At 30.0% G+C, this 14,662-nt stretch carries 9 protein-coding genes; 4 read left to right on the top strand and 5 right to left on the bottom strand.

Annotated features, from left to right (window positions below; all coding sequences use genetic code 11):
* The first annotated feature begins 329 nt into the window (after positions 1-329).
* Both EG57_RS0222100 and EG57_RS0222095 read left to right on the top strand, forming a co-directional pair.
* Positions 330-3,080, top strand: a complete 2,751-nt coding sequence (locus EG57_RS0222100) for an EAL domain-containing protein (protein WP_032079265.1) — start codon at positions 330-332, stop codon at positions 3,078-3,080.
* 103 nt (positions 3,081-3,183) lie between these two features.
* Positions 3,184-4,353 carry a dermokine domain-containing protein gene (locus EG57_RS0222095; RefSeq protein WP_032079264.1) on the top strand — a complete coding sequence of 390 codons (1,170 nt, stop codon included), beginning with the start codon at positions 3,184-3,186 and terminating at the stop codon, positions 4,351-4,353.
* Between the two features lie 47 nt (positions 4,354-4,400).
* On the opposite strand, the gene EG57_RS0222090 is transcribed toward EG57_RS0222095, so the two are convergent.
* Entirely contained in the window at positions 4,401-6,641 is a 2,241-nt protein-coding gene (locus EG57_RS0222090) for an ATP-binding cassette domain-containing protein (protein ID WP_032079263.1), read from the bottom strand.
* A 421-nt stretch (positions 6,642-7,062) separates the two neighbouring features.
* Here EG57_RS0222090 and EG57_RS0222085 point away from each other — a divergent pair, with 421 nt between their 5' ends.
* Both EG57_RS0222085 and EG57_RS0222080 read left to right on the top strand, forming a co-directional pair.
* Positions 7,063-8,418: a peptide MFS transporter gene (locus EG57_RS0222085; protein WP_032079262.1), complete on the top strand. Its 1,356-nt coding sequence runs from the start codon at positions 7,063-7,065 to the stop codon at positions 8,416-8,418.
* A 78-nt stretch (positions 8,419-8,496) separates the two neighbouring features.
* On the top strand, positions 8,497-9,585 hold the full coding sequence (locus EG57_RS0222080) for a M24 family metallopeptidase (RefSeq protein ID WP_032079261.1): 1,089 nt from the start codon (positions 8,497-8,499) through the stop codon (positions 9,583-9,585).
* Between the two features lie 248 nt (positions 9,586-9,833).
* On the opposite strand, the gene EG57_RS0222075 is transcribed toward EG57_RS0222080, so the two are convergent.
* The 4 genes from EG57_RS0222075 to EG57_RS0222060 form a co-directional block, all read right to left on the bottom strand.
* A complete protein-coding gene (locus EG57_RS0222075) occupies positions 9,834-10,559 on the bottom strand; it encodes a DUF1287 domain-containing protein (RefSeq protein ID WP_032079260.1) in 726 nt (241 codons plus the stop codon).
* 10 nt (positions 10,560-10,569) lie between these two features.
* Positions 10,570-11,388, bottom strand: a complete 819-nt coding sequence (locus EG57_RS0222070; RefSeq protein ID WP_032079259.1) for a sulfurtransferase — start codon at positions 11,386-11,388, stop codon at positions 10,570-10,572.
* A 96-nt stretch (positions 11,389-11,484) separates the two neighbouring features.
* Positions 11,485-12,810, bottom strand: a complete 1,326-nt coding sequence (locus EG57_RS0222065) for an ABC transporter ATP-binding protein (RefSeq protein ID WP_032079258.1) — start codon at positions 12,808-12,810, stop codon at positions 11,485-11,487.
* Between the two features lie 12 nt (positions 12,811-12,822).
* Positions 12,823-14,541, bottom strand: coding sequence for an ABC transporter permease (locus EG57_RS0222060; RefSeq protein ID WP_032079257.1), 1,719 nt, complete (start codon positions 14,539-14,541; stop codon positions 12,823-12,825).
* Positions 14,542-14,662: the final 121 nt, after the last annotated feature.

The raw sequence follows: 14,662 nt of genomic DNA, 5'->3' as shown, positions 1-14,662 counted from the left end.
TTTAAACCGTAGGATTTTTTTATTAATCTAAGCTTTTACCTTCTGTTTTTAAATATCTTCAAATATATCTATCTTTATAATAATTCAGAAAATAGCATTTAATACATAGCTTGTATGCTTTATAGAAATGTAAATATAAACTTAGAAATTTATATTTTAATTGACAATTTAATTAATACTTCATATTTGTTATAATTATATATATTAAATGATTACACAAAATATAGCATATTTATAAGTATAAATTGTACAAAAATGTTGAAATTATACATAATATGACTTTAAATTATTGATGAACAGTAATTGAATTAGTTTAGGGGAGTGCAACAATGTATGAAGTTTTATTCGATGTAAGTTTTATAATTTCTATAATTTTATTAGTTTTTTTATATAGGGTAAGAAATGTTAATATTGCAGCGTTGTTAATTAAATGTACCATACTTGTTTCTTTTTGGATTTTGATGGAAATTCTTAGCTATTATATTAGAATAAATGAAATTGCAATACTATTTCAGAAAGCAAAACTTATAAGTGTTATACTTGCTTCTCCACTTTACCTTTTAATAATAAAAGAGTATGTTAGCAAAAATCAAAAAAATATTTACTACTCATTATTAGTTTTTATTGTACCAATATTATCATTACTATCGTTGATTTCTAACAAAATACCATATAAATTTATATCAAATGCAAGAGTGTCTTATACCAAAGGTATTCCTATACTTTCATTTTCTCCAAATATTGGTTTTTATATTCATACAATTTATTCCTATTCAAGCATTTTGATTGGATGCTATGTCCTTATAATGATAGCAATAAAATCTCCAAAACTATACCGTAGGCAAAGTGCATTGATTTTTATAGGCACACTTATATCTATTTCAATGAATTTTTTGTTTATTAGTTCTAGATTTGAATCATTTTTTATGGATACCACTTCAATTTGTATATTATTAACCTTAATTATACTATATTGGGGGGCATTTCATATGCCTAAGTCAATAGTAGTACCAATTGCTAGAGACCTTTTAGTAGAAAATATTAAAGACTTTATTATTGTTGTGGATTCTTCTAACAAAATAGTAGATATCAATCCAGCAGCTATTGAATTCATAACGTTTTTCAAACATAAAAGCAAAAAAATTAATAACAAACAAGAAATAAATTTTATAGGAATAAAGATTCATGAACTATTAGATTTTTTACCAGATATAAAACGGGTTGATGCATCAAATGATCCCAAAAACGAATCTACTATTTGCCTTAATTTTGATAACAAAACTTTTTATTTTACAATGTATAAATCTCCTATTTTGGATACAAACAAATCACAAATTGGAAGATTATTTATGTTTCATGATGTAACAAATATACAAGAATACACTAATAGTCTCAAACGCTTAAATGAAAAATTATCAATTTCAGATAGAATAATCAGTACTACAATGGAAGGTGTGTTAATAACAGATAGTTCAGGAAATATTATCAAAGTAAACAATTCTTTTGAAAAAATATCAGGATATAAAGAAGATGAGTTAATTGGCAAAAATCCGAGAATACTTAAATCTGGACATCATAATAAAAGTTTCTATTTGGATATGTGGAATGATTTACTCACAAATGGTTATTGGAAAGGTGAAATTTGGAATAAAAAAAAGAATGGTGAATTATATCCAAAATGGATGTCAATAACATGTTTAAAGAAACAAGGTGGTATGATAGAAAATTATATTGCTATTTCTACGGATATCAGTAAAATAAAAAAGACAGAAGATAAACTTCAAAATCTTGCCTATTATGATTTATTAACTGGAATACCAAATAGAACTTTATTTTATGAAAGACTTGAAAGTGCGCTTACAAGGGCAACTAATAATAAAAAAGCAGTAGCTTTACTTTTCATGGATTTAGATGGATTTAAAGTTATTAATGATTCATTAGGTCATGCAGCTGGAGATTTACTTCTCAAAGAAGTTGCAACTCGAATTGAATCTAGTATTAGTAAATCTGATACCGTATCAAGATTAGGAGGTGATGAGTTCACTGTAATTCTTGAAAATGTAAACAATCATGAAGATGTAAAAATTGTAGCAGAATCTATTATTGAAAAAATATTGCTTCCTTATAATTTACTTGGACGCGAAATAACTTTAGGAGTAAGTATAGGAATCGCATTAGCCCCATATGATGAATCAACTGTTGAAGGATTAGTAAGAAAGGCAGATGCAGCCATGTATGATTCAAAGGAATCTGGAAAAGGAAAATATTCATTTTCTTCAGATGAAATTGAAAGAAAAAATCATGAAATTCTTGAAATGCAAATAAAACTTAATAAAGCTCTTGATAATGATGAATTCAATTTATATCTTCAACCACAAATTATTTTTGTTGAAAATAAATTTAAAATAATTGGTGCTGAGGCACTTATTCGATGGAAAACAATAGATGGTAAAATATTTACACCTGATAAATTCATTCCTGTATCTGAAACTAATAGAATGATAATACCTATCGGCAATTGGATATTGGAAGAAATTTTTAGAATTGATAAAATACTAAAAAACAATGGGCTTAACATAAAATTATCAATTAATATTTCATCAAAACAATTTGAAAATGGCAACTTAGTTTCGAAAATAAAAAAGCTTTTCAAAGAAAATAATTCTAAAAATATTAATTTAATAATTGAAATAACAGAAAGTTTTTTATTACAGGATACTGAAAGTGCAATTCAAAGCTTACTAGAAATAAAGAAATTAGGAATTGAAATTTCAATAGATGACTTTGGTACAGGTTTTTCTTCTCTAAGCTATTTAAGCCGTTTACCCGTAGATTATTTAAAAATTGATAAATCCTTTATAGATGATATTCTAAGTACAAATCATAAAAATTTGACCTCAAATATTATTTCTATGGCAAAAACCCTTAATCTAAAGACAGTTGCAGAAGGCGTAGAAACAAAAGATCAAATTAACAAACTACTTGAAGAAGGCTGTGATGAATTACAGGGATATTATTTTAGTAAACCACTTATTATTGATGACTTTATCAAATATGCAAAACAATTTTATTATGATTAAAGTAAATTTTTACACATATTATAAGTAATTTTTAAGTTTGACACAAATATATATCTACCTTATAATTTAGTAGGTAATTAAAAAGTAAGGAAGCGAAATTAATATGACAAACATTATAAAAACTGCAATTATAACTATAATAATATCATTTATATCTGGTTTACTGTTAGAGTATTATAAAAACTTGGCACCTAGAATATTGTGTGCTATAAAAAGTTCTATGCCTGTGAGAATTAATAGTAAAAAACTTTGTGCATATGTTGTTAATGTTAGCAATGTATCTAATAAGACAATTCATGATTTAACACTATATATACAAAGTTCTCAAGCCAATTTAAGATTTACAAATGCAAAGATAACAAAGGGTTTAAAATTCGATTCTTCAATAAATAATAACACTTTGGATATTAATATTCCCTTTTTAAGCAAGGATGATAAATTTTCGGTTACAGTATATTCCGATAATGAATATAAAATGATTAAGCCTACTATTATACTCAGGTCACCCGAAAAATTTAAACAAATAGAATCTTTAAAGCAAAATGGCTTATTATATACATTGTTTACTATACCTAAAAATATAAGTGCTTTAATGTCTAATGCATCGAAAAAAACTGAATCCATGGTTTCTAATGAAAATAATGACTTTACCATGATTATGGATAGATCATTAATTAATGATAGAAGCTTAAACAAAGAAAATGAAAAAATATCTTATAAAAGTAAAAAAACTAGTAAAGGTAAAAAAGGAATACTAGTTGTTGTTTCTATTGCTTTACTTGTATTTGTTGGAGTTTTGGCAAAATCTTACTTTAAGGTAACACCTAATAATGCAGCAAATTCTAAAGAAAAAACTATGGTTCATCCTCAATCTACTGATACTAAAAATTCATCTGGAGTATCAAATAAAAATGCAAATTCAAAAGCATCTAATGGGAGATCAACTGAAAATATGAACTCAAAGACATCTAATGAAAAATCAACTGAAAATACAAATTTAAAGGCATCTAATAATGAAGCAACTAAGAATGCAGATTTAAAGGCATCTACTAATTCAAGTGGAAACACAGGTTCAAAGACATCAACGGAAGGGACAAGTAAAAATACAGATTCAAAGGCATCTACTGAAGGATCAACCCAAAATACAGATTCAAAGGCATCTACTGGTGATTCAAGTGGAAATACAGGTTCAAAGGCCTCAACTGGAGGATCAACTGAGAACACAGCTCCAAAAACATCTAGCACAGGATCAAGTGGAACTACAGGTAATTAACCTTCAAAAATATAGCAGATTTGAATAAAATTCAAATCTGCTTATTTTTAACCAACTATTTCTTTTCTTAAACACTTAGCAGTAATTGTATTACTTTTCTCTAACATCTCTTTTGGAGTTCCTTCAAATACTACCTGACCACCATTTTTGCCACCATCTGGTCCTATATCAATAATCCAATCAGCTTGTTTCATCACTTCAAGATTATGTTCAATGATAATAACTGTATTCCCTCTATCAACCATTTTTTGAAAAAGCTTCAACAGTTTATTAATGTCCGAGATATGCAAACCTGTAGTTGGTTCATCTAGTATATAAATGTTACCTTTATTGTTTATATACTTTGCTAGCTTCATACGCTGCCTTTCACCACCAGATAAAGTTTGTAATGGCTGTCCTAATGTCATATATGATAGCCCTACCTCTTTCATTGCCTGTAAAGTCTTTCTTATCTTTTTATCTTCAAAAAATATTAGTGCTTCCTCCACTGTCATAGATAGTACCTCTACTATATTCTTTCCCTTGTATCTATAGGATAAAGCTTCCTCACTATATCTGCTCCCATTACATGCTTCACATTCTGTTATAACAGGATCCATAAATACTAACTCAGTTACAATAACACCTTTACCTTTGCAAACTAGACATGCACCCTTTGAATTAAAACTAAATAACCCTTCATCCACTCCATTTTCACTTGCAAATAGCTTTCGAATTTCATCAAAGAAACCCAAAAATGTAGCTGGTGTAGAACGATTTGTGGCTGTTATTGGTCCTTGATCTACCTTCACTACATTTTCCTCATATGTTTCAGCAAATACTTTAGATATTAAAGTGCTTTTTCCAGACCCTGCAACACCTGTTACCACAGTCATTACATTCTTTGGGATATTAACATTTATATTTTTAAGATTGTATAATTTTGCATTTTCAATAAAAAAATATCCCTGCACCTTCCTAACTTTTTCCTTAAGGGGTACATTTATTTTCATGGCTTTTGAAGTCAACGTATCTGCCTTTAATAATTCTTTATAACTTCCTTGAAATACAATGTTTCCACCTTCTTTTCCAGCACATGGACCTACATCAATTATTTCATCTGCAATGGAAATCACATCTTTGTCATGTTCTACTACAAGCACTGTGTTTCCCTTATCTCTCAATTTTATAAGAAGCTGGTTCATTCTATTTACATCCCTTGGATGAAGTCCTGTACTTGGTTCATCAAATATATATGTCATTCCTGTAAGACTACTTCCCATATATCTAACTAACTTAACACGCTGAGCTTCACCTCCTGATAAGGTAGAAGATTCTCTATTTAAATGAAGATAAGGTAATCCTATATCTATCATTCTTTTCAAACCATCACATATGGATTGTACTATTGTAATCGTTCTTTTATCATCAACAGTTTTAAGTACTCTTAAAAGCTCTACAAATTCCATTTCACACATATCTGCAATAGAATATCCTTTTATTTTACAATTTAAAACTTCTTCATTAAGTCGTTTTCCCATACAAGCTGGACATAGTTCTTCTTTTATAAGATTTTCTGACTTCTTTTTTGTATGTTTACTCATATTGCTGGTATCTCTTTTTAAATATAAACGAGTATAATGATTATATAATCCCTCGATTTTTGGATATTCCTGTTCACTTTTTCCATCTCTTGAACCATATATTAAAAGATTATATTCCTCCTTTGAATATTCACTAAGAGGCTTTTCCATATCAAATATTCCTGATTCCTTGTACTGCTTCCAATACCAACTTCCAGGTGCATACAAAGAATCCTTTACACAGCCCTCCATCCATGTCTTGCTCTTATCTAGCATGGCTTCCATATCAATTGCAGCAACTTTACCAATTCCCCCACATTTTTTACACATACCCTTGGGATCATTAAAAGAAAAATATGATGCAGTTCCAACCTTTGGCATTCCTATTCTTGAAAAAAGCAATCGTAAACTTGCATATAAATCTGAAATTGTTCCAATTGTTGAACGTGCATTTCCCCCAAGCCTTGTTTGATCTACAATAACTGATGCTGTAAGGTTATCTATATAATCTATATGAGGTTTTTCATACTTAGGAAGTCTACCTCTTATAAATGCCGAATAAGTTTCATTCATCTGTCTTTGGGATTCTGCTGCAATTGTGTCAAATACAATGCTTGATTTTCCTGATCCCGAAACACCTGTAAATACCACAATCTTTTCCTTAGGAATACTTATAGATATATTTTTTAAATTATTTTGTCTAAGTCCTTTTAAATGAATATGCATAAAATAATCCCTCTTTCTTAATGTATCTTTTGGACATTTAAAATAAAATAACTAGCATAATTACTAGTTATTTTTCATTCATTTAATAAGTATATATTCTCCTGTTGGTGGAGAGTCAATGCTTATTTCATAAATATTTTTCATATTGGTTAAATTTTTTACGATTATACTGAAATTTTTACTGTAAAACTATATAAAATAATCTGAATTTGATATATAATTTAAACATGATTAGTTGAAAACGTATTCTTACATTATTTTTTGCCTAGCACTATAAAGAAAACAGTTTAATTATGAACACTGCATAAACAATAATATTTTCAAAAATATGGTATTTGAAACTATTATACATCTTTTTGATGAAGATGCTAACATAGTTTTTAATGCATATATTATTTAATTTTTATGGGAGGGATAAAAAATGGAAAACACTAACAAAAGACCATTTGGCTTTTACGTATGCTCATTGGCTTTCTCATTAGAAAGATTTGCATTCTACTCAGCAAAATGGTTAATCGCACTATTCGTAGTTACTACTGTAGCAAAGGGAGGACTTGGTCTTACACCTGCTGATGGAGCAAAAATGACTGCAAACTTAGTTGCATTTACTTATGCTGCACCATTAATCGGGGGAATTATCTCTGATCGTTTTATAGGTGCTAGATACCTTGCTCCAATCGGAATGATTTTGATGGGTGTAGGTTACCTAGTAGGGTGGCAAGCTTCAAGCGCTGCTATGGTTTACTTAATGATTATTTTGGTTTCTATCGGTACAGGTTTATTCAAATGTCAAACAAATGCTATTACAGGCAGACTTTTCGATGATCCAAGACAATTAGACGCTGCATTTTCTATTCAATACTCTTTCGTTAACTTTGGTTCTTTCTTCGGTACAACAATTATTGGTATACTTCAAGGAACTAAAGGATGCGCTTTTTGTTTCTTAATTTGTGCCATAATGATGTTCATTGACGCTGTTTGGTTCATTTTTGGATGGAGATTCTTAGGCGAAACAGGTAAAAAGCCATTCAAAATCGACGAACATAAAGAAACAAAACAAAAGAAACAAGAAGAATCAAAACCTCTTACAACAATAGAAAAGAAAAGAGTTGCTGCTATCGTTTTAGTATCTTTCTTTTCTGTAATATTTTGGGTATTTTGGTACTTAGCATACATGCCTGTATATTACTACTGGGGTGGAGATAATGCTGTTGCTAACTGGATGATAGGTAACTTTAAAGTTCCAACAGCTTGGTTCGATTCATTAAATGCATTTATGTGTATCACATTAGGACCAGTCCTTGGTGGATTGTGGACAAAATTAGCAAAAAGACCTAAAGGTGATTTAAGTATGTTTAAGAAAACTGCTTTAGGTATGTTATTATTAGGTTTATCTTATGTGATCTTTGCAATGGCAGATGTTACAAGAGGCGGACACCTTGCACCACTCGCTTGGATTATTGCATTTGGTATCGTATTATCTCTTGGTGAAATGGTATTCTCACCACTTGGAAACTCATTTATCACTAAATTCTCTCCACCTAAATTATTGACAAGTATGATGAGTATTTGGGTACTTGCTGTGTTCTTTGCAGGAAAATCTTACGGATGGGTATATGAATTTACATTAAAATTCAAATTTTCATCTGCATACTTTGTAATTGCAGCTATTGCTATTGTAGCCGGTATTATTCTTTGGTCATTAGATAAAAAGTTGAACAGTTTAGTTGTAAACGATGAAGAATCACATAATAAAAGTGGAGAATTACAAGCGTAGTTGCTAACAAGTCATTGATTATAATGACTAAAAATATCCCAGTGGTATTTAGCACCTTAATTTTAGGAGGAAATAACTATGGATACAAAAAAACTAAATAGAATATTAAAATCAATGGAAGAAAATGAAATTTCACAAATGATTATCTCTGATCCAACATCTATTTTCTATTTAACAGGAAAATGGATTATTCCAGGAGAAAGATTATTAGCATTGTACTTAAATGTTAACGGAAACCATAAAATGGTTATTAATGAATTGTTCCCACAAGAAAAAGATCTTGGTGTAGAACTCGTATGGTACAACGATATTCAGGATGGAGTTGAAATCTTATCTAAATTTGTAGAAAAAGATAAAGTTATAGGTATTGATAAGGTATGGCCATCTAAATTCTTATTAAGATTACAAGAACTTGGTGCCGGAAGTAAATTTGTAAACGGTTCATTAATAGTTGACTATGTAAGAATGATTAAAGATGAAGATGAAATTGCTCTCCTAAGAGAATCTTCAAGATTGAATGACCTTGTAGTAGATGAATTAATTCCATGGGTAGGAAAAGGTTTATCTGAAAAAGAATTAAATGCTAAAGTTCGTGAAATTTACAAAAAACATGGTATTAATGAAGTATCTTTTGATCCAATTACAGCATATGCTAAGGGTGGAGCAGATCCACACCATATAACAGATGATTCAAAAGGAAAATATGGAGACTGTGTTATACTTGATATTGGAGGAATGTACAAGAACTACGCATCTGATTTAACAAGAACTGTATTTATCGGTGAAATTTCCGAAAGACAAAAAGAAATCTATGACATTGTCCTAGAAGCAAACTTAAGAGGTATTGCTGCTGCAAAACCTGGAAACAGAATGTGTGACGTAGATTTAGCTGCAAGAAACTACATTGAAGAAAAAGGATACGGAAAGTATTTCACACACAGAACTGGACATTCCTGCGGCTTAGAAGATCATGAGTTTGGTGATGTTTCTTCCGTAAATGAAGACATTATCAAACCAGGACAATGTTTCTCTGTTGAACCAGGAATTTATCTTCCAGAAGAAGGAATAGGCGTTCGTATTGAAGATCTTGTTATCACAACTGAAGACGGCTGTGAAGTATTAAATAAATATACAAAGGACATAATTATCGTTCCTGAATCCAAATAGAAAAGAGAAGACAAATAATAAATAGTTACTCAATTTTCACACATATAAAATTTGGACTTGATATAAGCATAATGCCACATAAAGGTGCAGTGGAAGTTTGAATTTTAACTTTTATTCCATTATTAATAAAATAAAAACAGAAACCAGATTACCTATAATATAAATTAGATACTCTGGTTTCTATCCTTTTACCAACTGATTTTTCAAATTATATTTTTTATTAGTGTGACTTATATAAATTGCAAGCTTTATTTTGAAAACCTAAAATGGCCTGTTATTTTTGGCATCCAATACATGATTTCATCACCTTCTCTAGCATAAGATGGTGCACTATGTATTATGTACGGAATACCATCTGCCCTTCTCTTATCAGAAACTATAGCTATATGTTCACTTTTGTCAAAGGTTAAAATATCTCCTGGTTGCCATTCCTTTAAATTATCTACATCATTAGGCTTCAACTCAGTAGTAATATTTTGAGCATATTTTTTAAAATAAACATAAAGATTAGGAACCCTTCTAAAATCTATATTAGGATCTGGTTTTCCTTCAATTCTCTTATAATCACCAGGATGATTTCTTATATCCTCATCTACCATATCTTTTAAATTATAACCCGCATTCTTGAAAGCTCTCCATACCAAATCAGTACATACTCCTTCATTATCTGGAGGATATCCACCTACATAATATTCACTTTTATATTTTACTTTCTTTTCTGCTTCCTTTCTTGCACCAAGTACTATAGCTTCACGATTTTTTATAACACTTTTATCCTTATCTGAATTGATTACTGCAATTTCTTTCTGTAATTTTTCATTAATCGTTTCTCGTTTTTTTTCATTAGTTGTACTTTTAGTTTGTACTCCTTCTGAATTTTTATTGTAAAATCCACTTTTTTGAGCCCAAAATTTGAATCCTATAATGCTTAAACAAATGAAAATTAAAAATATTATACATAACTTTTTTCTCATTTTTTATCTCCTAAATATTTTCCTTATAAGTTATCCAATCACTCCAGCTTCCAACATAAAGTTTTGCTTTTACACCAATTTCATCTAATGTTAAAAAGTTAAAAGCAGCATCTATACCAGAACCACAATATACTATAACTTCTTTTTTGCCAAATGAACTTTTAAATCTTTTCTTTAAATATGATATATCTTTAATTGTATTATCATCATTTAAATTGTCCTTCCAATAATAATTTACAGCTCCATTTATATGTCCTGCTATTTTATCTATTGGTTCATTTTTCCCGCTATATCTTATTTCTGTTCTTGAATCTATTATGAAAACTTCAGGATTTAATTTTACTTCATTTACATGTTCCATATTAGTTTTTAAATTTTCATTTATACCTATTTTGAAATCACCTTTTTTTGATACTTCTAAAACATCTGTTGAAACATCATTTCCATTACTTATCCATTTACCTATTCCACCATCTAAAACATAATTAGATTCATGACCCATATGTCTTAACATCCAGCAAAATCTTGCAGCACTTGCAATTTTATATTCATCATAAGCTACTACTACAGTACCATTATTTATTCCCAAGCCTTCAATTGTATTTTTAAAATCATTAATTCCAGGCAAAGGATTCCTTCCTCCATGTTCATTCGCAGCAGAAGATAGCTGATTACTAAGATTTATAAACTTAGCTCCTTTTAAATGTCCTTGTCCATACACCTTCCTGCCATAATTTTCATCAAGCAGATCTCCTCTACAATCTACAACTATTAAATTGGTATCTTCAATATGTTCCTTTAACCAATCAACTGTTACAAAATTTTTCATTTTGGCTCCTCCACTTCATTAATATCATATGAAATACAAAATTTATACTATCATTTAGATAATTATACCATTTTGCCATGGAACCTTCAAAAATATTTAGAGTACTTGTTTTTCTTCCAAATCCAAGTAAAGCTCTTCTGAATCATGGTCATAAGTAAATAATTCAGCATATCTTCCCCAATCAATTATAATATCCATCATTCCTTCAATTTCATGATGTGAAAAATGCTGTTTAAATAACTCTTTAAAAAATTCTTCCTTCATTTTATGATTTTTTTTATTATTTAGCACATTCATTATTAATTTAAACGTGGATATACCTTCTAGCTGCTTTTTAAACAACTCTTTACTTTCATCTTTATCTAGCTCCACAAATTCTTTTCCAAGATCAGTTATAAAAATATCACCTTCTTTTACCTCTGCAAAATTAAGTATAGATATGCCTTCTATATTAGGAAGAAGATCATCTATTTCCATCATTAAGTCTCCTCCTAATTGATATATATCCATCTTACCACTGTTATCATCTATAAGTTCAAGTAAACCTGACATCACACCAACATGAGCATCAGGAATCTGAATAAGCTTTTCTCCGTTTTCTTCCTTTTCTTTACCTATACTCACACTTTTACTTAATTTCTTTTCCTCACTATCCTCACTTTTGCCTTTGATTAATAGCTTATAAACACTATCAACTATTTTTTCAAATTCAGGTGATTTTCTGTTCCTTGGATGAGGAAGATCTACTTTAATCTCCGCAATTATGTGTGCAGGATTTCTGCTGAGCATTACAATTTTATCCGACATAAGCACTGCTTCTTCAATGCCATGAGTAATCATTATTATACTTTTTATAGGCATTCTTTTTTCCTGCCACAATTCAACTAATTCCGTTCTTAAATTTTCGGCAGTTAAAAAGTCTAATGCTGAAAAAGGTTCATCCAAACATAGCAACTTCGGTTCCACTGCTAAGGCTCTAGCAAATCCTACTCTTTGTCTCATTCCTCCTGAAAGCTCCTTTGGATATGCCTCTTCAAATCCATCTAGACCTATAAGGCTTATAAGCTCTTCAGCTTTCCTTTTTGTATAATCTTTTGGAAATCCCTTAGCCTTAAGACCTAGCTCTACATTTTCACCAACAGTAAGCCATGGATAGAGTGCAAAGGTTTGAAAAACTATAGAAGCATAGGGATTTACTCCAGTTACCTTCTTACCATCGAAAATTACTTCACCACTGTCTGACTTCACTAATCCTGTTATGGTTCTAAGTAGTGTTGATTTTCCTGATCCCGAAGGACCTAATATTGCTATAAATTCACCTTCATTTATAGTTAAATTTATATCTTCTAAGGTAGGCTTATCTGAGCCACCAAAATATTTTGTAATTCCTTTAACCTTTATAAATTCTTTTACACTTTTCATGTTTCCGCCCCTTTACAATTCTATTTTAAATTTTTCTTCTGATAGTACATATAATCTCTTCCACAATGTTTTATTGACCCCAACTACTACAATACACATAATAATAGTAGCTATAAGTAAAAGAGGATAATTTCCTTTTTCTGTAGCCTCTGATATAAGGGCTCCAAGTCCTATAGTAGACATAGTTTTTCCACCAAAGTTAACATATTCAGATACAATACTTGCATTCCAGCATCCACCTGTAGCTGTTACCATTCCAGTTAAAAGATAAGGAAATATAGAAGGAAGTATAAGAACTTTCCACTTTTTCCATCCATTAATACCAAAAGTTTTAGTTGCAGCTTTTAAATCCTCCGGAATAGCCATTGCTCCTGCAATCACATTAAATAGTATGTACCACTGAGTTCCCATTAGCATTAAAATCACTGATGCAATATTAAGTCCACCAAGTTTATTCATAAAGTATATCAAAATCACAGGAAAAAGTGCAGTTGCTGGAATTGATGCTACAACTTGAATAATAGGTTGTAAAACATTTGCTACTTTTTTATTCATGCCTATAGCTACTCCTACAGGTACTGTCCATATTAATGCTATAACTTGTGCTGCAACAACCCTTAAAAATGAATACCCTACAGAAGGAAGTATTCTTCCCCATTCATTTTTTGAAAGCTGCATTAATAATTTAAATGCATTAAAGCCTGAATATAAAAGTATTCCATAAATCAATATTCTTACTATCAATCTGATTATAAAACCTATACCTTTTTCTTCAATTTTTTCTTTACTACCAAGCTTCACAACAAACCTGTCTACAGCATCATTTAAATTTTCTGCAATAGGTTCATATATTTTTTTAATTAAAAACTCAATAATCACTGATCTTCTCAAAAGTGTAAGTACAAATGAATGAGGTGCTTCGCCAGATTCAGTAAGCTCCATTTTAAACTTATCTGCCCAAACAGTTACTGGTTTCCAAACTAATTGATCTAAAATCACAATAACAAATATTAATGCAGCTATTCCCCAAAGTAACGCTTTCTTGTCTCCTTGAGTTGCAGCGGTTTGTAAAAAAGATCCAATACCTTCAAGTCTAAAATCCTTACCTTTTAATGTAAACATCTCACAAGCCATAAGAAAGAACCATCCACCTGACCAAGACATCATACTATTCCAAACTAACCCAATAACAGCAAAAGGTACTTCTAGCTTTTTAAATTTCTGCCATTTATTTAATCCAAAAACTCCTGAAGCTTCTTCTAAATCTTTAGGCAATATTTTTATAGAATGATAAAAACTAAAGGTCATATTCCATGCTTGTCCAGTAAATATCAATATAATAGAAGATAATTCCAAACCTATATTATGGCTAGGGAATACTGCTATGAGTCCCAAAACTACTGCTGGTAAAAATGATAATACTGGTATAGATTGAAGAATATCCAATATTGGCACCATTACCTTCTCAGCTTTTTCATTATGTGCAGCTATATATCCATATATAAGAGTAAATATAACTGATAAAATATAAGCTCCTGTCATTCTACCAACTGATTTCAATACATATATTGGAAGATTGCTTACATCTGTTGAAACCTGTATTCCACTAGTACTTACATTCCCTTTTATTCCTGGAGCAATTGCCAAATATAATATTGATATAATAACTAAAAATATAATTACATCAAGTACTCCAAGCTTTCTATTTACAACTGTCTTTTCTAACTTCATTCTAATCACTCTCCTTAATCTTTACTCGTTAATCAATAATTATCACCATCCTCAATACTCATTACAATTACCGCCGCCTTTCATATTACAAAATGAACTCTAAATTAGATTCAATTAAATA

The organism is Clostridium drakei (genome assembly GCF_000633595.2).
GTDB lineage: Bacteria > Bacillota > Clostridia > Clostridiales > Clostridiaceae > Clostridium_AM > Clostridium_AM drakei.
Note: the sequence above shows the minus strand (reverse complement) of the source record. Positions and strands in the feature narration are given on the sequence as shown.